Origin of the sequence: Pseudomonas segetis, from assembly GCF_900188155.1 — a bacterium.
Taxonomy (GTDB): domain Bacteria; phylum Pseudomonadota; class Gammaproteobacteria; order Pseudomonadales; family Pseudomonadaceae; genus Aquipseudomonas; species Aquipseudomonas segetis.
Genome location: NZ_FZOG01000001.1, coordinates 923,739 through 947,103, shown reverse-complemented (window position 1 = coordinate 947,103; position 23,365 = coordinate 923,739). Strand labels below are relative to the sequence as shown.

At 55.8% G+C, this 23,365-nt stretch carries 22 protein-coding genes and 1 tRNA gene; 7 read left to right on the top strand and 16 right to left on the bottom strand.

Annotated features, from left to right (window positions below):
* Positions 1-79: 79 nt before the first annotated feature.
* The 11 genes from pcaF to CHB79_RS04315 all read right to left on the bottom strand — a co-directional run bounded on the left by pcaF (position 80) and on the right by CHB79_RS04315 (position 10,927).
* Entirely contained in the window at positions 80-1,285 is a 1,206-nt protein-coding gene (gene pcaF / locus CHB79_RS04365) for a 3-oxoadipyl-CoA thiolase (RefSeq protein WP_089358998.1), read from the bottom strand.
* Entirely contained in the window at positions 1,282-2,064 is a 783-nt protein-coding gene (locus CHB79_RS04360; protein ID WP_089358997.1) for a CoA-transferase subunit beta, read from the bottom strand. Before CHB79_RS04360 ends, pcaF begins: the two co-directional genes overlap by 4 nt.
* Positions 2,064-2,915, bottom strand: a complete 852-nt coding sequence (locus tag CHB79_RS04355; protein ID WP_010483617.1) for a CoA transferase subunit A — start codon at positions 2,913-2,915, stop codon at positions 2,064-2,066. The genes CHB79_RS04360 and CHB79_RS04355 overlap by 1 nt, the downstream gene beginning before the upstream one ends.
* A gap of 160 nt (positions 2,916-3,075) precedes the next feature.
* A complete protein-coding gene (gene pcaK / locus CHB79_RS04350) occupies positions 3,076-4,419 on the bottom strand; it encodes a 4-hydroxybenzoate transporter PcaK (protein WP_089358996.1) in 1,344 nt (447 codons plus the stop codon).
* A 185-nt stretch (positions 4,420-4,604) separates the two neighbouring features.
* Positions 4,605-5,447 (bottom strand): IclR family transcriptional regulator, encoded by an 843-nt coding sequence (locus tag CHB79_RS04345; protein ID WP_010483592.1) that lies wholly within the window; start codon positions 5,445-5,447, stop codon positions 4,605-4,607.
* 99 nt (positions 5,448-5,546) lie between these two features.
* A complete protein-coding gene (locus CHB79_RS04340) occupies positions 5,547-6,488 on the bottom strand; it encodes an AEC family transporter (protein ID WP_089358995.1) in 942 nt (313 codons plus the stop codon).
* A 10-nt stretch (positions 6,489-6,498) separates the two neighbouring features.
* Positions 6,499-7,515: a cell division protein ZapE gene (zapE, locus tag CHB79_RS04335; RefSeq protein WP_245851336.1), complete on the bottom strand. Its 1,017-nt coding sequence runs from the start codon at positions 7,513-7,515 to the stop codon at positions 6,499-6,501.
* A 22-nt stretch (positions 7,516-7,537) separates the two neighbouring features.
* Positions 7,538-8,143 (bottom strand): protocatechuate 3,4-dioxygenase subunit alpha, encoded by a 606-nt coding sequence (gene pcaG, locus CHB79_RS04330; RefSeq protein WP_089358994.1) that lies wholly within the window; start codon positions 8,141-8,143, stop codon positions 7,538-7,540.
* Between the two features lie 11 nt (positions 8,144-8,154).
* Entirely contained in the window at positions 8,155-8,871 is a 717-nt protein-coding gene (pcaH, locus tag CHB79_RS04325) for a protocatechuate 3,4-dioxygenase subunit beta (RefSeq protein WP_089358993.1), read from the bottom strand.
* 242 nt (positions 8,872-9,113) lie between these two features.
* The gene (pcaQ, locus tag CHB79_RS04320) at positions 9,114-10,046 is read right to left on the bottom strand and encodes a pca operon transcription factor PcaQ (protein ID WP_010483583.1); all 933 of its coding nucleotides are present in this window, start codon (positions 10,044-10,046) and stop codon (positions 9,114-9,116) included.
* An 11-nt stretch (positions 10,047-10,057) separates the two neighbouring features.
* Entirely contained in the window at positions 10,058-10,927 is an 870-nt protein-coding gene (locus CHB79_RS04315) for a helix-turn-helix domain-containing protein (RefSeq protein ID WP_089358992.1), read from the bottom strand.
* Positions 10,928-11,056: 129 nt separating this feature from the next.
* Between CHB79_RS04315 and pobA the strand changes: the two genes are divergently transcribed.
* The gene (gene pobA, locus CHB79_RS04310; protein ID WP_089358991.1) at positions 11,057-12,241 is read left to right on the top strand and encodes a 4-hydroxybenzoate 3-monooxygenase; all 1,185 of its coding nucleotides are present in this window, start codon (positions 11,057-11,059) and stop codon (positions 12,239-12,241) included.
* A gap of 204 nt (positions 12,242-12,445) precedes the next feature.
* Here pobA and CHB79_RS04305 read toward each other — a convergent pair whose 3' ends face one another.
* The 3 genes from CHB79_RS04305 to CHB79_RS04295 form a co-directional block, all read right to left on the bottom strand.
* Positions 12,446-14,176: an amidohydrolase gene (locus CHB79_RS04305; protein ID WP_089358990.1), complete on the bottom strand. Its 1,731-nt coding sequence runs from the start codon at positions 14,174-14,176 to the stop codon at positions 12,446-12,448.
* A 49-nt stretch (positions 14,177-14,225) separates the two neighbouring features.
* A complete protein-coding gene (locus tag CHB79_RS04300; RefSeq protein ID WP_089358989.1) occupies positions 14,226-15,542 on the bottom strand; it encodes an OprD family outer membrane porin in 1,317 nt (438 codons plus the stop codon).
* Positions 15,543-16,145: 603 nt separating this feature from the next.
* A tRNA-Ser gene (locus CHB79_RS04295) sits at positions 16,146-16,235 on the bottom strand.
* Positions 16,236-16,579: 344 nt separating this feature from the next.
* Between CHB79_RS04295 and CHB79_RS04290 the strand changes: the two genes are divergently transcribed.
* From CHB79_RS04290 to CHB79_RS04280, 3 genes are all read left to right on the top strand, one after another.
* Positions 16,580-17,269 carry a crotonase/enoyl-CoA hydratase family protein gene (locus CHB79_RS04290; protein ID WP_010483530.1) on the top strand — a complete coding sequence of 230 codons (690 nt, stop codon included), beginning with the start codon at positions 16,580-16,582 and terminating at the stop codon, positions 17,267-17,269.
* A 145-nt stretch (positions 17,270-17,414) separates the two neighbouring features.
* Positions 17,415-18,137, top strand: a complete 723-nt coding sequence (locus tag CHB79_RS04285) for a 1-acylglycerol-3-phosphate O-acyltransferase (RefSeq protein ID WP_089358988.1) — start codon at positions 17,415-17,417, stop codon at positions 18,135-18,137.
* Between the two features lie 116 nt (positions 18,138-18,253).
* Complete coding sequence (locus tag CHB79_RS04280) at positions 18,254-19,228, top strand: magnesium and cobalt transport protein CorA (protein ID WP_089359201.1); 975 nt, start codon at positions 18,254-18,256, stop codon at positions 19,226-19,228.
* A gap of 55 nt (positions 19,229-19,283) precedes the next feature.
* On the opposite strand, the gene CHB79_RS04275 is transcribed toward CHB79_RS04280, so the two are convergent.
* On the bottom strand, positions 19,284-20,009 hold the full coding sequence (locus CHB79_RS04275; protein ID WP_089358987.1) for an amidotransferase: 726 nt from the start codon (positions 20,007-20,009) through the stop codon (positions 19,284-19,286).
* A gap of 315 nt (positions 20,010-20,324) precedes the next feature.
* On the opposite strand from CHB79_RS04275, the gene CHB79_RS22285 reads away from it, so the two are divergent.
* The 3 genes from CHB79_RS22285 (at position 20,325) to CHB79_RS04265 (ending at position 21,125) form a co-directional block, all read left to right on the top strand.
* Positions 20,325-20,453, top strand: coding sequence for a hypothetical protein (locus CHB79_RS22285; protein WP_274377954.1), 129 nt, complete (start codon positions 20,325-20,327; stop codon positions 20,451-20,453).
* A gap of 37 nt (positions 20,454-20,490) precedes the next feature.
* Positions 20,491-20,685, top strand: a complete 195-nt coding sequence (ptrC, locus tag CHB79_RS04270; protein WP_010483522.1) for a type III secretion system co-regulatory protein PtrC — start codon at positions 20,491-20,493, stop codon at positions 20,683-20,685.
* Positions 20,686-20,885: 200 nt separating this feature from the next.
* The gene (locus CHB79_RS04265) at positions 20,886-21,125 is read left to right on the top strand and encodes a hypothetical protein (protein ID WP_010483520.1); all 240 of its coding nucleotides are present in this window, start codon (positions 20,886-20,888) and stop codon (positions 21,123-21,125) included.
* Between the two features lie 58 nt (positions 21,126-21,183).
* Here the strand turns inward: CHB79_RS04265 and CHB79_RS04260 are convergent, their stop codons facing one another.
* Complete coding sequence (locus CHB79_RS04260) at positions 21,184-23,328, bottom strand: 3-hydroxyacyl-CoA dehydrogenase NAD-binding domain-containing protein (RefSeq protein ID WP_089358986.1); 2,145 nt, start codon at positions 23,326-23,328, stop codon at positions 21,184-21,186.
* Positions 23,329-23,365: the final 37 nt, after the last annotated feature.

Below are 23,365 nucleotides of genomic sequence, written 5' to 3'. Positions count from 1 at the left end.
GTTTGTTTTATAGCAGTCAACGTGCCGAGGCCAGTAGCGGATTTGCAACCAACGCAAATCCGCTACTGGCCATGGCCAATCAGACCCGCTCGAAGGCCAGCGCCAGGCCTTGTCCCACGCCCACGCACATGGTCGCCAGCCCCAGCTTGCCGCCGGTTTTCTCAAGCTGGTGTACGGCAGTAAGAACCAGCCGGTTGCCACTCATGCCCAAGGGATGACCAAGCGCGATAGCGCCACCATTGGGATTGACCTTGGGGCTGTCATCGGCCAAGCCCAGTTCGCGGGTGACGGCAAGGCCCTGGGCAGCGAATGCTTCGTTCAGTTCGATCACATCGAAGGCATTGATATCGAGGTTCAGGCGCGCCAGCAATTTGCGCACGGCCGGCACCGGGCCAACCCCCATCACTCGCGGCGCCACACCGGCGCTGGCCATGCCTAGCACTTTGGCACGTGGTTTGAGGCCGTACTTCTGCACGGCTTCTGCCGAAGCCAGGATCATGGCGCTGGCGCCGTCGTTCAGACCCGACGCATTGCCTGCAGTGACGGTTTTATCAGGACCGTTGACCGGCTTGAGCTTGGCCATGGCTTCGGCGTTGCTGTCGGCGCGTGGGTGCTCGTCAGTGTCGACAATGGTTTCACCCTTGCGGGTCTTGATCACCACCGGGACAATTTCCTCGGCGTAATAACCGCTTGCCTGTGCGGCGGCTGCACGTTGCTGGCTGCGCAAGGCAAAGGCATCCTGGTCGGCGCGACTGACAGCGTATTCTTGCGCCACGTTGTCGGCAGTGACAGGCATGGCGTCGACACCGTACTGCTCTTTCATCAAGGGGTTAACAAAGCGCCAGCCCATGGTCGTATCTTCGATCTTCTGGCCACGGCCAAACGCACTGTCGGCCTTGCCCATCACATATGGCGCGCGGGTCATCGACTCAACACCCGCTGCAATCGCCAGCTCCATCTCCCCCAGCGCAATGGCGCGGAACGCAGAACCCACCGCCTCCAGCCCCGAGGCGCACAGACGATTGAGCGTCACCCCTGGCACCGTTTGCGGAAGGCCCGCGAGCAACAATGCCATGCGCGCAACGTTGCGGTTGTCTTCACCAGACTGGTTGGCACAACCCATGAAGACTTCGTCGATTGCGTTCCAGTCAACCTGTGGGTTGCGCTCGATCAGGGCACGTAGGGGGATGGCAGCCAAGTCATCGGCACGCACCGCTGAAAGACCGCCATTGAGGCGCCCAATCGGCGTTCGCACGGCGTCGCAAATAAATACTTCGCGGCTCATTCGTCACCCCCGGCCTGGCCGTGAGCGGCGGCAGTACGGGCTTCGAGATCACGCAGCGCGGTCAGCTCTTCAAACTTAGGCGCTTCAGTGGTGGTCACTGTTTCGGCAAAGCGAATCTGCCAGCCGGTATTTTCAATCACCTGCTCGCGTGTTACGCCCGGATGCAGGGACGTGACGATAAATTCATTGCTGCCTTCTTCCGGCTCCATGATGCACAGGTCGGTAATGATCGCCACCGGCCCCTCGCCAGGCAAACCGAGGCGCTTGCGATGATCACCGCCCTCGCCATGGCCAACCGAGGTAATAAAGGCCAGCTTTTCAACAAAGGTACGATGGCCCTGCTTGAGGATGATCAGCACTTTCTTCGCCGAACCTGCAATTTCCGGCGCACCGCCAGCGCCTGGCAGTCGGACCTTGGGCTGGTGGTAATCGCCGATCACCGTAGTGTTGATATTGCCGTACTTGTCGACCTGCGCCGCGCCCAGGAAACCCACGTCGATACGCCCACCTTGAAGCCAGTAGCGAAAGATCTCGCCCGTGGGCACAACGGTGTCAGCGGTTTCGGCCAGCTCGCCATCACCAATCGACAGCGGCAATACACTCGGCTTGGCACCAATAGGGCCCGATTCGTAGATCAGCACCACTTCGGGTGCGTGGGTCAGGCGTGCGAGATTGGCAGCCTTGGAAGGCAAGCCGATACCGACAAAGCAAACACTGCCATTGCCCAGGCGACGGGCTGCAGCGACAGTCATCATTTCATTGGTTGTGAAGTCAGTCATCACTTGTTCTCCCCGTTCACTTTCGCTTTGTACTCGGCAAAATCCGCAGTGCCACGGATGTATTCATCAATCCAGGCAGTGAAGGTTTCCCGGTCACGGGCGATGGGGTCCCAAGCTTGATAGAAGCGGTTGTCGCGCTCGTAGTAGCCGTGAGCATAGGATGGATGCGCACCGCCCGGCACCAGGCAGACGGCGGCTATGGCCCAGGTTGGCAAAACGCAGGCATTCATCGGCGCTTGCAAGTCATCGACAATTTCCTCAACGGTCACTATGCAATGCTTGGCCGCCAGCGCAGCTTCTTTCTGTACGCCAAGGATGCCCTGGATCAGCACATTGCCTTTGCGGTCGGCCTTTTGTGCATGGATCACAGTCACATCCGGACGCACGCTCGGCACCGCTGCCAGGGTTTCACCGGTAAAGGGGCAATCGATGAACTTGATACGCGGGTTGACCTTGGCCAGGTCCGAGCCTTGATAGCCACGCAGCACAGCGAACGGCAAACCCGATGCACCGGACACATAGGCATTGGCCATGGCCGCATGGCTGTGCTCTTCAATCTCAAGCGGTTGCGGCCAGCCCTTCTCGACCGCGTCGCGCAGACGATGCAGCGAGCCAACGCCAGGGTTGCCACCCCAGGAGAAAATCAGTTTTTTCGCACAGCCAGCACCGATCAACAGGTCATAGACCAGATCCGGGGTCATGCGCACCAGCGTCAGGTCCTTCTTGTCCTGGCGAATCAGTTCATGAGCAGCGGCGGTTGGGATCAGGTGGGTAAAACCTTCGAGAGCAACAGTGTCGCCATCGGTGACGAAGCGTTGTACGGCTTCGCTTAGAGAAATAATGTCAGCCATGGTAAGTCTCAATTGGTAGACGGGACGTGGCAGCACGTCGTGTGGGTAAAAAGTACTCTGCCGCCTCGCCCCATACAATCCGATAATCGACTATCCGTGCGATTATCGAACGACACATAAGCACCCGCCGTACGGGCGCCGCATACATCCATGCGGATGCTCAGGTGGCGTCTGAGTGACTGACCAGCCCCTTGATAACCACTGCCGCCGTGGCGATGGCTGCAGGTACAACAAGTGCAGTCAGCACCTGCTCGAAGTTCCAGCCCAGCCCCAGCAATGTCGCCCCCATCCAGGCCCCAAGAATGGCGCCGAAACGACCAATGCCGAGCATCCAGGAGACACCAGTCGCTCGACCCTGTGTCGGGTAGAAACGTGCAGCCAGTGACGGCATGGCCGATTGCGCGCCGTTTACGCACATCCCTGCCAGCAATACCAGGGTAGCCAGCAACGTGACTTCACCCAGGCTTTGCCCAACCAGATAGGCAAACACGCCTGCAAACAAGTAAAAGGCACCAATGACCTTGTGCGGATTGAAGCGATCCATAGCCCAGCCCACGGCAACGGCACTGAGCACCCCGCCGAACTGGAATAAGGCCCCGATAAACGCCGCTTGCTCCATGCTCGCCCCACTGTCGCGCATCAGTGTGGGTAACCAGCTGGTGAGCAGGTAGACAATGACCAGGCCCATGAAGTAGGTCAGCCACAGCAACAGCGTACCGGCGCTGTAGGTGCCAGAGAAAACCACTCTGAGTACATTGCGGCTTTGCACGGTCTTCTGCTCAGGAACCGTGAATGCGCTGACCCCTTGCATGGCAGCTGGCGCAATGGGCTCAAGGACTTTACGCACCTTGCCTGCTCCACGATTGCGCACCACCAAAAAACGTGCGGATTCCGGCAAGTGCAGCAGCAACACCAGCGAAAGTGCCAAGGGCAAGACCCCACCGAGCAATAGCAAGCTGTGCCAGCCGTATGCTGGAATCAACGCCGCAGAGACGAAGCCGCCGCACGCCATGCCCAGGTTAAAGCCACAGAACATGCTGGTGACCAGCAGCGACTTGAGACGTTCGGGGGTGTATTCAGACAGCAGCGTAGTCGCATTGGGCATAGCCGCCCCCAGCCCCAGTCCGGTGAGGAAGCGCAGCACGACCAGTTGGTCGACAGTGCCACTGAACGCCGACAACAAGCTGAACAAGCCAAAGAGGAATACCGCGACCACCAAGACAACCTTGCGGCCAAAGCGGTCAGCAAGCGGGCCAGATCCCAAGGCACCAAACACCATGCCAATCAGGGCGGCGCTCATGACCGGGCCAAGGCTGGCGCGATCGATTCCCCAATCCTGAGTCAACGCCGGGGCAATAAAGCCCATGGCCGCAGTGTCCAGGCCATCAAGGAAGACTATCAGGAAACAAAGAATCATGATGCGCCATTGGTAGCGCGAAAGAGGTTGGGCATTGATAAACGACTGCACATCCAGGCTGGCAGTCGAGGAAGCTATGGCGGTCATGGTGATCTCTTATTGTGGTGAAGAAAGCGGCGCTAAATGCATCCGATACGCCACCTGCAACTTAAGCGTCCACCATGACCCACTCAATACGATAATCGATTCAGCGTTCGATTAACGAGCAGAAATAGACTTTGGTCTACCTCCCGCCCGAAAGTTGCGCAAAACGCCCTGCGCAAAAGGGTGTGTCAGTGAAACAAACGGGTGCTCAATTCCTTGCTGGCCTCGAGCAGCACCGGTAGAAAACGGCTTTCGAGTTCCTGGCGACTGGTACGACTGACGTGCGTGCCTACGTTCAGTGCAGCCAGTACCTGGCCAGCTGAATCCTTGAGTGGCACGGCGATCGAGCGCAAGCCAATCTCCAGCTCCTGGTCGATGATCACCCAGCCTTGCTGGCGGATCTGCTCGATATTCTCGCGCAATGCCTCGGGGGTATGCAGGGTGCGACTGGTCTTGATCTGCAGGTCGGCGTGCTCAAGGTATTCATCAAGGGTCAGGTTATCCAACCCCGCCAGCAGGATCCGGCCCATTGACGTGCAGTACGCGGGCAAGCGGCTGCCGACGCTGAGATCGACTGATATCAAACGCTGCGGCGTAGCCGAACGGGCGATGTAGAGGATTTCATCCCCTTCCAGGCTGGCCATTGAACAGGCTTCATGCAGCTGCTCGCTGATCCGGTCGAGGATTGGCTGGGCCGTTACCGCCAGCGGCGTCGAGGATAGATAGGCATGACCAAGCGTCAATACCTTCGGCAGCAATGAATAGGTGCGCCCATCGGTCGTGGCATAGCCAAGCTTGATCAGGGTATGCAGGCAACGCCGTACAGCCGCGCGGGGAATCTCGGTACGGTGGCTGATCTGGGCAATGGTCAGGTGCCGCTTGCGCTCCTGGAATGCATGAATCACGGCCAGTCCACGGGCCAGCGAGGTCATGAAATTAGGGTCGCCGGTCAGGGCTTCAATCCGTTTTGCTGGCGAGACCACAATAGGCGGCGCCAGGGTTGAAATCGGTTGGCGTTGCTCATCGCTCATTGCAGTTTTCCTTTATTGACATTCGAGCCCTTGCGCGATTATCGAACCAGTGCTCGATAATCGCAATCTCTGCTTGCAGACAGCTAGCATAGGCAGCATTCACAGGTGCGGCCCGGCGAGCCAGCCGATAAACAGGCTGTAGGTCACGAACGACAGCAGCGTGGCGCCGACCAAGGCCGCCGCGCAGCGTCCTTGCAAGCCGAAACGCTGGCCGACTATGGGGTAAATACTCATCATCGGCGCACAGGCGAACAACACGCCAGCCACGCGCAAACTCGGGTCTGACACAGGCAGAAAGCTGAAGCACAGCAACACTGCCAGAGGATGCAACACCAACTTGCCCAGGCTGATCTGCAGCAGGTCGGTGACCATGCCGCCAACGCGCATTCCCACCAGGCTGCCACCAATCACAAACAAGGCCACAGGTGCGGAAGACTGAGCCAGCATGTCTACCGCACGCATTGGTATGGCAGGCACATGCAAGCCCAGCAGCGCAACCAGCAACCCCAGGCAAATAGCAATAATGATGGGGTTGCTCAGCAGCCGCTTGCCGGTTGCAACTGCAGTTGCACGCAGGCCAAGGCCCTGGCTCTCGCCCACCTCGGCCAAAGCAAAAGCCAGCGGCAGCATCAGCAGGTTTTCGATCAACACGCCCATGGCCAACCCGACCGCAGCGGCCTCACCGACCACCAGGGCGGCAATCGGATAACCGATAAAGCCACTGTTGGACATGGACATGCCCACGGCACTGATGGCGCTGGCGCTGAGACCGTCACCACGCAAGCGCCGTGAAACGACAAAGCCCAGCGCGAACACCAGCAGCGAAGCCAAGCCATAGGCCAGCAGGTAATTGCGCTCGAACACCTCATCCAGCGGTCGTTCGACCAGCGCCTTGAACACCAGCACTGGCAGCGCAAAGCTGATAACAAAACGCCCCATCCCGGCCACTTGCTCGCGGCTGATCCATTGCAAGCGAGTGGCGATAAAGCCAATGCTGATAATCAGGAAAATCGGCGCTGTGATGCCCAGTATCTGCAACATAATGATGAACTCAATACTTCAGTTGGCTGAGTTGCTGCAAGCGGCTGCGAGTGCGTGAGAAGTCGACATGACTGCCCGCCAGGCACAGCTCATCCAGGCTCGCCTCACAGCCGAGAAGGAGCTGCACGCCGCTGTCGTAAGCGATATCGATGAAATTGAGAAAGCGCTGCTGTACATCAATCCCCTCGGCATCCAGGCAAGGCACGCCAGTCACCGCCAATTGTCGATACTGGTCGCAGAGCCAGAGAAAGTCCGCACTGGAGCGGGGTTTTCGACACAGCTCGCTGAAATCCAGCCAGAGCATCCCAGCCTCCCGCGCGCGTAGCCTCAGCGGGTGATGATTAAGGCTTGTTGCGCAGTCATATTCAGCGCTATCGCCAAGCCCCAGGCGCTTGCCAAGCACATCACTGGACGCCTCGACCGGCCAGATGTATTCACCCCAGCAATAAGCTGCGCGCTGGCGATAGTCGGCTCCGCCGTCAAGTTGCACAACCGCAAAGCGCTGCTCAAGCAAGCTGATGGCCGGTTTGAAACGTTCGCGATACAGCGGATTGGGACACAAGCCTTGAGGCGCATAGTTGGACGTACAGACCACACCGACGCCCTTTTCTACCAGGACCTTTAGCAAGCGCCCAAGCAATATCGCATCGCCAATATCGTGTACATGAAACTCGTCAAAACAGAGCAAGCGCACGCGCTTGGCGATGTCACCTGCAACCCGGGCCAATGGATCGGGTTGGCCGTTATACGCCAGCATCCGCTGTTGCAACTCCTGCAGGAATGCATGGAAATGCACCCGACGCTTGTCTTGCAAAGGTGCGGCAGCAAAGAACGCGTCCATGACAAAGCTTTTGCCGCGCCCCACCCCGCCCCACAGATAGACCCCGGCGACAGGTTTAGCTGACCAACGCGTACGCGATGCCAGAAACGCCGAAAGCCACTGACCGAGACGGTCAATGGCTAGCTGTTGTGCAGGGTCGGCGCTAAAGCCTTTGTCACTGAGCAACGTCGTAAAGTGCGCACGCACGAGTTGCTCAGGAAGGCGCTCGCTAGAAGTCAAAGAACACCGTCTCTCCCTCGCCCTGAATGGTGATATCAAACCGATAAGCCAGTTTGCCGTCCACTTCACAGCGCTGGGCGACTAAGGTCTCACGTCGCTGCGGCTGCTCGATCAGGTTAAGCACCGGGTCTGCGGCGTTAGCTTCTGCCTCATCGGAGAAATACAAGCGGGTTTGCAGGTGAATATTGATCCCCCGGGCGAACAGGGAAACATTGATATGCGGCGCCATGGGCACACCTGCGGCGTTGTTCACCACACCCGGCTTGATGGTGTGTAGTGTCCAGCCACCGGTTTCGAAGGTGGTAGCGGTACGACCAAAGCAATTGAAGGGCTTCTCCAGGTCGTAGTCGCTGTCGTAGCGGCCTTGATCATCAGCCTGCCAAAACTCCAGGAACGAATCCTTGACCAGATGACCGTTGCCGTCATGGACATTGCCGATCAACAGGATGTGTTCGCCTGGCGCCTCGGGTTTAGCCATCTGGTTCCAGATTTCCTGGGGGCGTGCAGGATTGCCCGCAGCGGCCAAGGCCAAGCCGATATGCACATAGGGGCCAGCGGTTTGCGAAGGGGTTTCGGTGAGTAATTCAATAGGCATGGCAGTTCCCCTCAACGATTTTCAAAATGGGTCTGACGCTGCCCGCGCAGCACGATATCGAAGCGATACGCCAGACAATCCATTGGATTGGCCGCACTCATATCAAGCTTGGCGATAAGGCTCTGCACCGCATCGGGATTGGCGATCGACCTGACAATCGGACACATCGGAATCAGCGGGTCGCCCTCAAAATACAGCTGGGTGATCAAGCGCGTGGAAATGGCCGGGCCACTGATGGAAAAGTGAATATGCGCTGGACGCCAGTCATTCGGGCCGTTGCGCCATGGATAAGGGCCAGGTTTGACCGTGCGGAAGCTGTAGTAGCCATCACGATCCGTCAGGGCACGGCCTACGCCACCAAAATTAGGATCAAGCGGCGCCAGGTAACGGTCATTCTTGTGGCGATAGCGACCGCCGGCGTTGGCCTGCCACATCTCAACCAGCGTGTGCGGGACTGGTTTGCCGTACTGATCGATCACCCGCCCAGCCACGATAATGCGCTCGCCCACAGGCAAACCGCCGTTGTTGAAATTGAGCAACAGGTCGTTGTCATGTTCGCCCATCTTCAGGTGCGAAAAATCCGGGCCAGTGGTCTCCGAAATTGATTGAGGAATACTCACCAGCGCCTGACGTGGTGAACGTGCAATCGAAGTTTTATAGTCAGGCGTCAGCGCCTTTGGGTGCCAATTACGGTCACGAATGACAAAGCGGCTCTGCGCATCAGACATATCGATATCCTCTTATTAGAATGCATGAGACTTGCTGCTGGCCGGTATGGACCAGCGGCAAGTCTCCTGCACAAAACCCCGGGTGGATATTGAAAAGATCAGCGTCATTCATAACCAATTGGTTATGGATATCTCCATAACCAATTCAATTTTCTCCGGCACGCCACTCGCTGCCTGCTTACGAATGCAGCAAAACTTTGACCGAGCGGCGCCGCGACGCCCAAAACTGATGCCTGGAGTGATCAGACTTCGTACTGTTCAAGGTATTCGACGGCGCTCGCACGCAGGGCCTCACGGCACCATTGCGCCGCCAAGGTAGCGGCCGTCGATGGGTTGCTGCAGATCCCTACCGAACCGCCCGGCTCTTTCAGTCCCAGGTCGAGCAGCACCAGCTCGCCGCGGGCCAGATCCTGGCGAACTGCATCATGGGGCGCCACCCAGACTGCCGCGCTGGATTGCACGTAGCGCCGACTCAGGGCGATGGACAAGGTTTCCAGGCGCTGTTGTGGCAGATGAATACCGCACTGCACATAAAGGCTGTCGGCAAAACGGCGAATAGTGGTGCCTGCCAGCGGCAACACCACGGGGTAATCGCCCAGGCGGCTGCGATCGTTCAAGTTGACCTGCAGCAAGGGATGGCCAGGGCTGACCACCAACACCATCGACTCGCTGTACAGGTGCTCGAATGTCAGCCCGGCAATCTGCGGGCTATCGGTCATGCGGCCGACCACCAAGTCCAATGCACCAACACGCAGTTGGTCCAGCAGATAGGCACTGGGTCCGGTTTCGACACTGACAACCAGGGCCGAGTGGGCTTGGTGCAGGCGCCTGACCACATCCGGTAGCAACGAGCTTTCGACAGTCGACAACACGCCCAGGCGCACCACGCCAGCTTCATGCTCCCCTGAACGCAGACTGCGCACACCTTCTTGCAAGGCTTGCACGCTTGGCCCGGCGTAACGCAAAAAAGCCAAGCCAGCGGCAGTTGGTGTCACGCCTTGCTTGCTGCGCTCGAACAAGCGGCTGGCGAGGATTTCCTCTAGCTCCTTGAGGGTCTTGGAAACCGCGGGTTGGCTGATTGCAAGCTCATTGGCGGCGCGCGCCAGGCTGCCTTGGCGCGCCACTTCGAGAAAGCACAGCAAATGACGAAACTTGATGCGGTTATCAATATTCATAGGGTTCAGGTTCAACGCTGTAAACGAAAGGCCTTGGGAGTGATCCCACAACCGCGCTTGAAAAAACGGGAAAAATACGCCGGTTCGGAAAACCCCAGGCTATCGGAAACCTGGTTAACCGTCATGGCGGTATAAACCAATGAACGCTTGGCCTCCAGCAACAACCGCTGATTAATCAGCTGCAAGGCGGATTGACCTGCCAGGCGCCGACACAAGGCATTGAGGTGAGCGGCGCTGATACCCAGTTCGCTGGCGTAAAACTCGATGGGCCTGTGGGCGCGGTAATGGATCTCCAGCAGATGGGTGAAACGCTGCAAATGCTCACGACCCCGGTCAGGTATTTGCGCTTCATTGCCATCAACTGCCTGTGAGCGCCGGGCAACCCACACCAGCAAAGCACTGATCAGTGATTGCAACATCACTTCGCGCCCCAGCGCTGGCTCGCTGTACTCCTGGGCGATGGATTCGAACAACGCATTGACATCACCCCGTTGCGAACCCAGCTCATAACAAGCGGCCGTGGCCAGTGGCGTGCTTTCCAGGGCGGTGCTGAGCATGTCCACCAGCGGTTGGGCAAGACTCAGGATGTAACCTTGTACATCCTCGGAAAAGCCAAATCCGTGAACACTCAATGCAGGCACCACTTGCAGTGATGCCTGGCTCACCCGATTGACCTGGCCCTCGACCTCGAGCTCGGCCAGCCCTGCCCCGACATACAACACCTGCACCAGGTCACCATGGCGATGCGGCTTTATTTGCCAGTCATGCAGGCGGCTGCGTTCGGCAATCGACTCACAATGAATCAGGTCAGGCGTCGGCCAAGCAGCTGTTTCGCCATACAGCTTGAACACCGGAACGCTATTGATCACGGCCTTGGTCACGGGCTGGCGATCCTCGAAAAGTCCATGAAAGTAATCGGATAGTGCCTTCAATTGCCCCGGCGATCCACCAAAAATACAGGCGACTTCACCACATCAAGCTCAATCGCCAGCTTGCACAGGACAATAACAATGAAGACTCAAGTCGCTATTATTGGCGCCGGCCCATCCGGACTTCTACTCGGCCAACTGCTGCACAAGGCCGGTATCGACAACATCATTATTGAACGCCAGCCCCCGGACTACGTGCTCGGTCGTATTCGCGCCGGGGTGCTCGAACAAGGCATGGTCGACCTGCTGCGCGAAGCTGGCGTGAGCCAACGCATGGACAGCGAAGGCTTGCCCCATGATGGTTTTGAGCTGGCTTTTGCCGGTCGCCGCGAGCGCATCGACCTCAAGCAACTCACAGGCGGTAAGACAGTGATGATCTACGGCCAGACCGAGGTCACCCGCGATTTGATGCACGCACGCCAAGCCAGTGGCGCCAGGACCTTCTATAACGTCAAGGATGCGCAACTGCATGATCTCAAGGGTCACAAACCCTCTGTAACCTTCAGCCACGACGGTGAAACAGTGCGTCTCGAGTGCGAGCATATCGCCGGTTGTGATGGATTCCATGGCATATCCAGGCAATCGATCCCCGATGGCGTGCTGCAAGAATTCGAACGTGTTTATCCCTTCGGCTGGCTCGGGGTCCTAGCCGATACGCCGCCGGTAAACGAAGAACTGATCTACGCCAACCACGAGCGTGGCTTTGCCCTGTGCAGCATGCGCTCCGCCACTCGCACTCGCTATTACGTTCAGGTCGCGGCAGAAGAAAAAGTCGAAGACTGGCCTGATCAACGTTTCTGGGATGAACTCAAAAGCCGCCTTCCCGCAGACACAGCAGCGCGCCTGATTACCGGTCCCTCGATAGAAAAATCAATCGCACCGCTGCGCAGCTTTGTGGTCGAACCGATGCAGTACGGCCATCTGTTTCTGGTCGGCGATGCCGCACATATAGTTCCGCCCACTGGGGCCAAAGGCCTGAACCTGGCCGCAAGTGACGTCAACACGCTGTACCGAATCCTGCACAAGGTCTACCACGAAGGCCGCAGCGACCTGCTCGAACGCTATTCAGAACTGTGCCTGAAACGCATCTGGAAAGCTGAGCGTTTCTCATGGTGGATGACCTCAATGCTGCACAAATTCCCAGGCACCGACGCCTTCAGCCAACGCATGCAACAAACCGAGCTGGACTACTTTGTAGGCTCTGAAGCCGGGCGCAAAACCATCGCGGAAAACTATGTTGGCCTGCCTTACGAGGTCGTCGAGTGAAGCACCTGAAGTTGCAAGCCCAGCTTTCGACATATAGTCCCAGACCAAATCCGGTTATCCACGACTCATAAATATCCTGACCCCTTTACCCGACTGCAGTAGCTACTTGGTTTTCTACGCTGATCAAGGCCTGCTACCCCACATCAGGCTGGAACAGGCGCTCGCGTTAAAGGGCCTGTTCAACAGGTCTTGCTCCAGCAGTGATCATGGTTCTGGATATACTTTGTTCCCCTCAAAGTAGGTCGAAAGGATTCGGGTCTCACTGATGTCATCGACGGGAACCTCGAAAAGGTTCTGGTTGAGCACAATAATGTCAGCTGCCTTGCCTACTTCCAAAGAGCCGGTAAGCTCATCGGCACCCAAGGCCTGGGCGCCGTTTTTGGTAAAGATCTTCAACGCTTCCTCCAGGGTGATAGCCTGCTCGGGCCAGAGCGCACCTGCATGCTGCCCACTTGGATCACGGCGAGTGACAAGCGCCTCGATTGCATTCCACGGGGTCAGGTCGGGCACTACAGAAGGCCAATCTGAACCGGCAATGATTGTTGCCCCGCTGTCGAGTAAATCCCGTGCTGGCCATGCTTTCTGGGCTCGCGCGCCCACAACCGACTCGATGGCATCGCTAATGGGTGACGGATACCAGATGTAAGGTGAAAAATCAGCGGTGGCGTTCAGCTGCGCAAAGCGCGGCAAGTCAACCGGGTCAATAAATTCAGCATGCGCCAGTTCCGGCTTCAGACCACTGCTGCCATTGACCTTGCGCATCGCTTCGATGGCGTCGAGGGAGCTGCGAATGGCTTGGTCCCCTGCGGCATGAATTTTCACAGTAAAACCTTGTTTATCCAGCTCGACCAAAGCTGACTTGAGCTCATCGGCATTGAGTAGCATGTGGCCGTGCTGGTTGCCTTTGTGCGAGTTTTCCTCAGCTTTGTAGGGCGAAATCATCGCCGCGGTGCGCGCGGCGGTTGGCACACCATCGAGGTAGATCTTGGCGAAGCGGGTATTGACGTGCCTGGAGCGGTATTTGTCTCGAATACGCATGATCTGCGGCATGTCGAAAATATTTTTCCTGTGCTCGTCAGAGATCCTGATCGCCACACCAACATGGGCATTGAGCCCAGCCTTCTGGTCGAGCCTGTAATATGCCTTGGCTACATTTTCGTTGGCGTCTGCATCCTTGATCCCGGTAATACCAACACTGTTGGCCAAATTGATGGCGTACTCGGCAGCTTGAAGGTACTGGGTGTCGCTCCAGTCGGACAATTGGCTTTTTATGAAGCCATTGGCTTCAAGCAATATGCCTGTGTAGTCGCCGGTAGCAGAGTTCTTTTCAAAGGTACTGCCTTTCGGAGCCTGGGTGTCAGCCTTGATGTTCAACAGCGCCATGGCCTTGCTGTTGGCCCAAAGATTGTGGCCGGTATCATCGGTCAGCAAGATGGCCTTATCGCCAGATATCGCATCCAGCCATTTACGCGGCGAGCCAATCGCGTTTTTCTGGAAGAACTCTGCGGTCCATTGCCCACCGCGAATCCACTGTGCCTGGGGTTGATCTTTGATACAGGCGGAAATCTGCGTCTTGATCTGCTGCGCTGAACTCGATGCCGGGAAGTTGCATTGAAACAGCTGCTTCAAACCACCCCAGGTTGGATGTGCATGGGCATCGTTGATACCAGGCATCGCCATTTTTTTATCCAGGTCTACGACGCTGGTATTAGCATTTCGGTAAGCCATGACATCATCGGCTCCGCCTATCGCGATGATTTTACCCGCCTTGATTGCAATGGCTTCAGCCCAGGGCTGCTGGCTGTTTCCGGTGTAGATCTTGCCATTTTGCAGGATCAGGTCCGCTGGACGATTATCAGGCTCGACTGTTGCAGCATAAGCATGGAAAGAAGCGGCAATAGACAATAACAAGACGGTGGTTTTATTGAAGAACATGGAAACTCCTGCTGTAACGCTACGCAATATCATTGCGCCATTAATTAAATTAAAAGTTGTAGATGTAGTTCATATAAAACCGATTGGCATGATGAGTAATGATCCCAGCTGGTCCATAGGAAGCCGCAAAGCGATTGACTTGATCGGGCGTGCCCTTTGTCGTGAACTCATTATGCAACCAGGCCAGACCAAGCCCGCTCAACATACCGGTGAAGTTATATTGGAGAACGGTTTGAAACTCGCGCCTAGAGAACCCGTTATAACCGGCGGCATGATCGGAAAACGCATAGTGGCTGTCCAAACGTAATTGAGGCACGCCGATAAAATCAAAATCCGTACCGGCAGATACGCGGTACATCTCTTCGTTTTCCGCACCAAAATAATAGAAAAGCTTGGCGCTGCTATTCCAAGTGCCATGATCGGCACTAAAGAACAATCGATCGAAATCATCACCGCTGACTTTGTTGTAGTCGACACCCGCATATGCATGACCGAAGCGATACTTAGCCGACAGTTCGATATAGCGGGCATCGTGCGAGTTCTCGGCCTCGTACAAGCCAGGCACACCTTGGTAATCGAACAGTTTGCCAGCATCCTGCTGCATGCCATGAGTGGCATACAGGTCCAGGAATTGATCAGCCGACAATTGAAAGCTGTGCTTGATCTTGATCGAGGACGCCTTCAGGTAGTCCTCAGATTCAGCATACTCGACAAGGATTTGCGTGCCATCGTCAAAGGAATAGTTCAGCGCATAGAGCTGCATGGCATCAATTTTTTCACCTGAAAAATTAGTCAGGTCGTCGGCCCAACCGGACTCGTTCCTCGCGCTGAAACCATTGATATAGCTGTACCTTGCCTCAAGGCCACCGAATCGATACTCCATATCGGCACCCAGTGTTGAAGGCGGCAGAATGCGTGAAATGGGATCGTCGAAATACAACCCATAGCGCCGGCTTTTCTTGCCAACACCATAATTGAACTCGCCCGCCTCCCCGACCAGATGCCCACGCAGATAAGCCTCCACCGGTTTGGCGATACCGTGGGGCGACTGCACCGTATCCCCGGCTTCGAGATTGCTGATACTGGTCGCTTTATTTCCAACCTCCAGCGCATCGGCCAGTCCATAGCTATAGTCCAGTCCCACCAGATCTTCGTACCATCCAGACTTGTAACTTAACAATGTCGCCTGAACCCACTCATCTCGCGTGGGCCCAACACCATTGCCATGATCCTCGTTCCAATAATACTGGCTATAACGAATGGACATGCGGCTGTCCGCCACAAATGAGTTGCGCTCTTGCGCCTGGGCAGATGCAATCATGGCAAGCGACAAGGCACATAAAGTAAATGACTGGCTGTTGTTCACAAGCGACCTTTTTATTATTGGAGGTTGTCATAACATCCGATCCTACCTGCCACGAAATTTTTGCTCTTTTGAATACGTGCCAAAGTTATTTAGATTCCCTGCCAATCTAATAAGCACTCAATGAAGTATCGAAAAAAAAGCACGATCATTCTTCCTGCATCATATCTTTGACCAAATGCAACCAGCCTTAGATTTGGAATACAACCGACTAACGTGTTTTAAATTAAAAAGAGGCCGACACTGAAATTGGACAGTGAGGGCAGCGCTAATGATCAACTCGCCCAGCCATATCCGCGCCTCACCGACACACTAGAGTTCAGCGCAGCTGTAATATGCATTGATGGGTTCTTTGCAGCATCGGCATTGCTGATGTTGGCAATGGACGCCCGGCCACTGCACAAACTCGAACCTATGGGAGGAAGAAAAATGAGCGACACATGGAAGATCAAGCCCTACAGGAACGCATCACTGCTGAATTCCCAGAAAAGTCCGCCGAAATGACAAAGCAAACACAGAACCTTGCGCCCTGAGCAGCACCATTTCCATCTACACCAGAAAACAAAAAGCCCCGCAGATCGTTGATCTGCAGGGCTTTTCTGAAAGTGGCGGTGAAGATGAGATTCGAACTCATGATACGATTTCTCGTATACACACTTTCCAGGCGTGCTCCTTCAACCGCTCGGACACTTCACCGGATCTCGTCAGGCATTGCTGTCTGTCGAGGCGCGCTAATGTATCCGAACAAAGCCTTAAAAGCAAAAGTTTTTTCCGAGTTTTCATGCGCTTACCCTCTGCCCTGCTCCTGATGCGGTAAATCCGGGCAGGGCCTGTTTTTAATTCGACAGGCCAGGATAAGGCATTGCAATGCCGCGGCTGGATCAAGCCCACTCTCTACAAGACGGTTGGTGTTAGCGAGACCCTCAAAGCTCTATGCGTGATAAAGCGCGCCATTGGTGACTCACTGGTCGCTCATTGTGCTTTACCGGAACGTGCCGGATGGGTAACGTCAGCCCATCTTCAGCACAAGGATTCCGACCATGAGCGACTTGATCAGCTACCAACTAGAAGATGGCATTGCCACCCTGACCCTGAACAATGGCAAGGTTAACGCCATCTCGCCTGATGTAATTGCTGCCTTTAACCAGGCGCTGGATAAAGCGGCGCAGGATAAAGCGGTGGTGATCATCACAGGTCAACCGGGCATCCTTTCGGGCGGTTATGACCTTAAAGTCATGACTTCCAGCCCGCAAAATGCAATTGACCTGGTCGCTGCTGGTTCGACCCTGGCTCGACGCATGCTGTCGTTCCCCTACCCGATTGTTGTCGCCTGCCCTGGCCATGCAGTTGCAAAAGGTGCGTTTATTTTGCTCTCTGCCGACTACCGCATCGGCACTGAAGGCAAATTCAGTATTGGTCTCAATGAAGTTCAGATCGGCATGACCATGCACCATGTGGGCATTGAGCTGGCACGTGATCGCCTGCGTAAGTCTGCATTCCATCGTTCGGTAATCTGCGGTGAGATGTTTGATCCGCAAGGTGCTGTAGAAGCAGGCTTCCTTGATAAGGTCGTGCCCGCGGAACAGCTTATGGCGGCAGCACAAGCAGCGGCCCAGCAGTTGAAGAAGATCAATATGACCGCGCACAAGAACACCAAGCTCAAGGTCCGCAAAGCACTGCTGGAAACACTCGACACAGCGATCGAACTGGATAGGACCATCAGTCTGTAATACTTCGCCAATAATGCTAAGGCCCGGATTTTCCGGGCTTTTTTATGTCCTTCATCTCCGCACACAGCTGAGTGATCAGCTGCAATTGCTGAAAACAGTTTACAGCCGTACACTGCGCGGCTTTTAGGTTGATTGGGTGTACCAAATGCTTTTCATTCTGCGCATGGCGTTAATGGGCGTGCATTTTATCGTTGCCGGAGTGTTGGGCTTGGTGGTGGGTATTTGCCGGCCATTCAATCCAGATAACAGCCGCATTTGCGCCCGAATCTACTCATTGCCTGCATTGCGCATTCTCAACCTAAAGCTCAAGACCCAGACTGAAGGGCTGCGTGATCACAGCCAGTCATGCGTGATAATTGCCAACCACCAATCCAATTACGACCTCTACGTACTGGGTCGGGTTGTACCCTATCGCACCGTGAGCCTCGGCAAGAAAAGCCTCAAGTGGGTCCCTTTCTTCGGTCAACTGTATTGGCTGGCTGGCAATATTTTGCTCGACCGTGGCAACTCGCGCAGCGCCAAGCAGGCAATGTTGCAGACCACCGAAACGCTCAAGCACAAGAACACCTCGATTTGGGTGTTCCCGGAAGGGACACGTTATCCAGGCCCGCAAATGCTGCCATTCAAGAAGGGCGCTTTTCTGATGGCAATTGCTGCAGGCGTGCCAATTATCCCGGTCTGTACCAGCACATATGCCAACAAGCTACGCATCAACCGATGGAACAGCGGCACGATAATGATCCGCTCGCTGCCCGCAATTGCGACCACGGGCCTGACCATCGCTGATGTGCCCGCACTGATGGAAAGCTGCCAAGCACAGATGCAGGCCTGTATCGACAGCATGAATAAAGAGATGGCCGAAGTCTGAGTTGCCCAGCCCGCCTTAGTAGCGGGCTTTTTTGTACCCCAAATGCGCCCGGATGCAGCCATTGATGATCATCTCAGGCTAAGCTGGGCGCCATGTGCAAAAAAACCGGGTCGAAAATGGATAACAGCGTCGTTGCCGCAGCAGTTTACAGCCACGGGAAAAAAGTCACGGACATCAGCCTGGAAGATGGCGTTAGCTGGCTGGGCAAGCCCGGCCACTTCGCCTGGATTGGCCTGAAAGACCCTCAGCCCCATGTACTTACCACTCTCCAGGCGCAATACAACCTGCACGAGCTGGCAATTGAGGATGCACTGCTGCGCCATACCCGGCCAAAGCTGGAGACCTTTGGCGACGCGTTATTCATGGTGCTTTACTCACCGATTTTCGAAAACGGTGAGCTTGAGTTTGTCGAGACTCAATTATTTGCTGGCACCGGCTACGTGATCAGTGCTCGCTACGGCCAGTCCGCGCCCTATTCAAGCGTGCGCCAGCGCTGTGAAGCCCGCCCCTTGCTGCTCGAACACGGCGAAGACTTCGTGCTCTACGCCCTGCTCAGTTTCGTGACAGAAAACTACCGGCCGATCATGGACAGCTACAACAGCACGCTTGAGGAAACCGAACAAGCGGTGCTCAAGGATGCTCTGACCATGGCCGATGCAGTGAAAATCCAGGGCCTGCGCCGTGACCTGCTGCGCCTGCGCCGTAACATCGGCCCCTTGGTGGAAATCTGCCAAGAACTGCAACGCCTCGACTTTCCCTTTATCGATAAACAAATGCGTCCGTACTTCAGGGATGTGGCGATCCATGTCAACCGCCTGCTTGAAGACCTCACCGCACTGCGCGAAATGGCTGACCATGCGATCGAGATAGGCTTGCTGGTGGAGTCTGCGCGCCAGAGCGTTACCCAACGCAAGTTCGCGGCCTGGGCGGCGATCCTGGCCTTCCCAACGGCCATTGCCGGCATCTATGGCATGAACTTCCACAACATGCCCGAATTGAGTTGGCAATACGGTTACTTTGGTGTGCTTGGCTTGATTGGCTCAGGCTGCATCGGCCTGTATGCCAGCTTCAAGTACAACGGCTGGCTGTAGAAGCAGAAGACCCAGCACAGGGCTGGGTCTTTTGCTTGAGACTAGAGCCTGGTGATCAGGCCTGCGCCTGGCGCCCGTTGGCAACAAAGCGCATCATCCATTCGGCAACAGTTGTGCCCTGGTGATCATCCTTGAGGCTGTCGACACCCTTGCGATAGTTGTGCTCGCCAATATGCTGCTGGCGGATATCCAGCAAGGTCTTCGAGTACTCGTGGACGAACTCGGGATGGCCCTGGAAGCACAGGACCTGGTCTTCAATGCAATAAGCCGCAATCGGACAGAACTCGCTGGACGCCAGCAAGGTGGCATTTTCTGGCAGCCTGGTCACCTGGTCCTGGTGGCTGATCAGCAAGGTCAGGTTGTCCAGCGCCGGGGTCATCCACTGGGCTTTGCTGGCCATCTCATAACGATGAATGCCCACGCCCCAACCTTGGGCAGCACGCTTGGCCTCACCGCCCAACAACAGGGCCAGCAATTGGTGACCGAAGCACACGCCAAGCAGTTTGTCGCCACGCTGATAGCGCTCAAGCAAGTAGGCCTTGAGGGTCTGAATCCAGGCGTCTTCGCCAAATGAATCAGCCTTGCTCCCGGTGACCAGGTAAGCATCGTATTGCTCGCTATCGGCCGGATACTCGCCTTGCATAACGTTGTATACGGTGAACTCGGCGGCAATTGGTTGATGCGCGAACAGGCGCTCAAACATCTTGCCATAACCTTGATATTGATCGATCAGCTCGGGACGAAGTACGTCTGTTTCAAGAATACAAATTTGCAGCGCCATGGAATTGTCCCTGATGCACCAGTGGTGGTAATTCGTTTTTCGGTTGGTTTGTAGCAAAAATCTTTCCAGGGACGATAAACGGCGCGATCAGTGCCGCCAATCCCCCACGGTTTTTGCGAGCGCCCGTAGCCTGCCTTGAGAAACCCTGCATGGCAATAGGCTGATGTTAAATCTGACCGACGTCGAGATACAGCCTGTTTATCTATCAGTGATCGTAATAGTCACCATAACGACCATTCACTTCTGTTAATACCCGGCGCGGAGGATTATCGCTCCATCGGGCAGCCGCCCACATTGGATAAAAGGATACTCGCCATGAACAACTTTGCCGCAATCGCCAGCTTGATCGCCGCCTCAGCCTTCGCTGCACCCGCCAACGCGGACAACCAACGCACCCAGAGTGCGCAACAGGCACAGAAGCCGGTTATTTCGTCCAGCAAATAAACCAGACGCGGCCTCACAGCAGCGCAGGAAACGAGCCATGACTGTCGAATTCATCACTCAGCAAAATGTCTACGCAGTAACTTACGCCACACTTGATGAGCGCGGGATTCACTACGAGTCCGAGCTGGCGATCCAGCTAGCTGATGGCAAGTTGACCACGCTACGCATGCCGACCCAACTCAGTGAGCGCAAGGCGATTGAACGAGTGCTTTGCCAGCAGTACAGCTGTTAAGCAAGGTTTCCCGCTGTTCTCAACCAATGCTGTAGCCCGGGGAAAACCGGATAGTCCGGGCTAACGGCCCGTCGCAAAATTCACAGACAACTTCCAGCCCTGACAAGTGGTGACGCTTTAGTGTTGCTCAAAATCAGCACTTACAGGGCTCACCCTTACCAACCAAGGACCCATGACACCTCATTCAAGGCCAGTGCATCATGAAACTGAAAAATCGTAACCTGCTTATCATCGCGGCACTGGCAATAATGACCAATGGCCTGTCTTTACTGGGATTCAACTACGGTTCGGCCGGGGCGCTGGCACGCACCATCGAGTGCAATTCACAAATTGCGCACAACCTGAAGGTCGCCCAAGGCTTGAAACCCATTACCGGCAAACCACCAAGCCGAGTTGCCCTTGCCTTTGCCAACAGGTTCGAGCCGGTGGATTTCGCCTAGGCAAAATGCACAAGAAAGCCGGCCCTGACAGCCGGCTTCCGAATCGAACCAAGCCTTGTTAAAAGGCTTCGCCCTTGGCCGCCTTGTCCAGCAACAAGGCAGGCGGGTTGAAGCGCTCGCCGTACTGCTGGGCCAGGTATTCGGCGCGAGCCACGAAATCCTGCACGCCATATTGGTTGATGAATTGCAGCGTACCGCCCGTCCAGGCCGCGAAACCTATGCCAAATATCGAACCGACGTTGGCATCGGCAACCGAGGTCAAGACGCCCTCTTCCAGGCAACGCACTGTTTCGATTGCCTGGATAAACAGGATGCGATCACGCACGTCTTGCTGGGATATTTGTGCAGATGCCTGCTCGAACCGTGCCTTCAACTCAGGCCACAGATGTTTCTTGGCGCCTTGCGGGTACTCATAAAAACCGCCACCGGCTGCCTTGCCTGGGCGCTTGTATTCGTTGAGCATCATATCGATAACCGCAAAAGCCTTGTGCTCAGGCAGTTGCTTGCCCTCTGCGGCGAGGTCCTTGATGCTTTGCTGGCGCACGTGGTTCATCAAGCTCATCGAGACTTCGTCACTGATCGCCAACGGTCCCACTGGCATCCCGGCTTTGCGAGCCTCATTTTCAATCAGCGCGGCACTGACGCCCTCGCCCAGCATGGCAATACCTTCGTTGGTAAAGGTACCGAACACCCGCGAGGTGAAGAAGCCACGGCGGTCATTGACAACGATCGGCGTCTTTTTGATCTGCATGACATAATCGAAGGCACGGGCCAGGGTTTCATCACTGGTGTGCTCGCCGCGAATGATTTCCACCAGCGGCATTTTGTCGACCGGGCTGAAAAAGTGCAGGCCAATAAATTTTTCGGCCTTGGCCACCGCCTTGGCCAGGCCTGTAATCGGCAAGGTTGAAGTATTTGAAGCGATCACCGCATCACTGAGTGCATGTTGCTCGGCGGCCGCAGTGACCTTGGCCTTAAGCTCGCGGTCTTCGAAAACAGCTTCGATGATCAGGTCGCACCCTGCGAAATCAGCTTCGTTGTCGCTCGGCTTGATCAAGGCTAAAAATGCATCACGCTTTTCAGCGCTCATGTGGCCCCGTGAAACTTTCTTATCAAGCAGCGTGGCTGAATAGGCCTTGCCCTTTTCGGCGGCCTGCAACGATACATCCTTGAGCACCACTTCAATGCCAGCCGCGGCTGAGACATAGGCAATACCTGCGCCCATCATGCCCGCACCAAGCACACCGACCCTTCGCGTGACACTGGGTGCGAAACCTTTGGGCCGCGAACCACCAGCGTTGATTTCATTGAGCTGGAACCAAAAGGTGCCAATCATGTTTTTCGCGACTTGGCCGGTGGTCAACTCGGTGAAGTAACGGGTTTCAATCAGTTGCGCCGTGTCGAAATCAACCTGTGCCCCCTCGACTGCCGCGCACATGATTTTCTCAGGTGCAGGGAAACAGCCTTTGGTCTTGTCGCGTAATACTGAGGGTGCAATCGCCAGCATCTGCGCCACATTTGGACTAGCCGGAGTTCCGCCCGGAATCTTGTAGCCTGGGGTGTCCCAAGGCTGTTTTGCATCTGGATTAGCGTTAATCCAGGCCCGGGCCTTGGCCATCATGTCGTCTTTGTCGGTCGCCAGCTGATGAATCAAGCCAGCCTTCAAGGCTGCATCCGGCCGCGCTTTCTTGCCTTCAGCCAGATACGGCAATGCCTTCTCAAGACCCAGCAGGCGAACCATTCGTACGACACCGCCACCGCCTGGCAATAAGCCAAGGGTGACTTCAGGCAAACCAATTTGCACGCTGCTGTTATCCAAAGCGATGCGCTGATGGCAAGCCAGGCAAATTTCCCAGCCCCCGCCCAATGCAGCACCATTGATAGCAGCCACTACGGGTTTGCCAAGCAGTTCGAGGCGACGTAATTGCGCCTTGATGCCGAGTACCATGTGATAGAAATTACTGGCATCTGCCTTGGTGACCTTGATCAACTCGTTCAAGTCGCCACCGGCGAAAAAGGTTTTCTTGGCTGAAGTGATGATCACTCCAGCGATACTGTCTTTCTCAGCTTCAAGTCGATCAACAGTCGCCGCCATCGCTTCGCGGTAGACCGCATTCATGGTATTGGCGCTTTGCCCCGGCATATCGATGGTCAGGACGACTATATTGTCCTGATCTTTGTGGTAGCGGATTGCATCTGTCATTTTAGTTTGTCCCTACACTTGGCAGAGGTTCAGCGCA

Excerpts from the sequence above, each read along its gene's own strand:
- ptrC (WP_010483522.1), top strand. The coding sequence starts at position 20,491 with ATGACTGTCGAATTCATCACTCAGCAAAATGTCTACGCAGTAACTTAC.
- pcaK (WP_089358996.1), bottom strand. The coding sequence starts at position 4,419 with ATGACCGCCATAGCTTCCTCGACTGCCAGCCTGGATGTGCAGTCGTTT.
- CHB79_RS04360 (WP_089358997.1), bottom strand. The coding sequence starts at position 2,064 with ATGACTGACTTCACAACCAATGAAATGATGACTGTCGCTGCAGCCCGT.
- pcaG (WP_089358994.1), bottom strand. The coding sequence starts at position 8,143 with ATGCCTATTGAATTACTCACCGAAACCCCTTCGCAAACCGCTGGCCCC.
- CHB79_RS04355 (WP_010483617.1), bottom strand. The coding sequence starts at position 2,915 with ATGGCTGACATTATTTCTCTAAGCGAAGCCGTACAACGCTTCGTCACC.
- CHB79_RS04305 (WP_089358990.1), bottom strand. The coding sequence starts at position 14,176 with ATGTTCTTCAATAAAACCACCGTCTTGTTATTGTCTATTGCCGCTTCT.
- CHB79_RS04275 (WP_089358987.1), bottom strand. The coding sequence starts at position 20,009 with ATGGCGCTGCAAATTTGTATTCTTGAAACAGACGTACTTCGTCCCGAG.
- CHB79_RS04345 (WP_010483592.1), bottom strand. The coding sequence starts at position 5,447 with ATGAGCGATGAGCAACGCCAACCGATTTCAACCCTGGCGCCGCCTATT.
- CHB79_RS04285 (WP_089358988.1), top strand. The coding sequence starts at position 17,415 with ATGCTTTTCATTCTGCGCATGGCGTTAATGGGCGTGCATTTTATCGTT.
- CHB79_RS04265 (WP_010483520.1), top strand. The coding sequence starts at position 20,886 with ATGAAACTGAAAAATCGTAACCTGCTTATCATCGCGGCACTGGCAATA.
- pcaQ (WP_010483583.1), bottom strand. The coding sequence starts at position 10,046 with ATGAATATTGATAACCGCATCAAGTTTCGTCATTTGCTGTGCTTTCTC.
- CHB79_RS22285 (WP_274377954.1), top strand. The coding sequence starts at position 20,325 with ATGAACAACTTTGCCGCAATCGCCAGCTTGATCGCCGCCTCAGCCTTC.
- pobA (WP_089358991.1), top strand. The coding sequence starts at position 11,057 with ATGAAGACTCAAGTCGCTATTATTGGCGCCGGCCCATCCGGACTTCTA.
- CHB79_RS04290 (WP_010483530.1), top strand. The coding sequence starts at position 16,580 with ATGAGCGACTTGATCAGCTACCAACTAGAAGATGGCATTGCCACCCTG.
- pcaF (WP_089358998.1), bottom strand. The coding sequence starts at position 1,285 with ATGAGCCGCGAAGTATTTATTTGCGACGCCGTGCGAACGCCGATTGGG.
- CHB79_RS04280 (WP_089359201.1), top strand. The coding sequence starts at position 18,254 with ATGGATAACAGCGTCGTTGCCGCAGCAGTTTACAGCCACGGGAAAAAA.
- CHB79_RS04260 (WP_089358986.1), bottom strand. The coding sequence starts at position 23,328 with ATGACAGATGCAATCCGCTACCACAAAGATCAGGACAATATAGTCGTC.
- CHB79_RS04340 (WP_089358995.1), bottom strand. The coding sequence starts at position 6,488 with ATGTTGCAGATACTGGGCATCACAGCGCCGATTTTCCTGATTATCAGC.
- pcaH (WP_089358993.1), bottom strand. The coding sequence starts at position 8,871 with ATGTCTGATGCGCAGAGCCGCTTTGTCATTCGTGACCGTAATTGGCAC.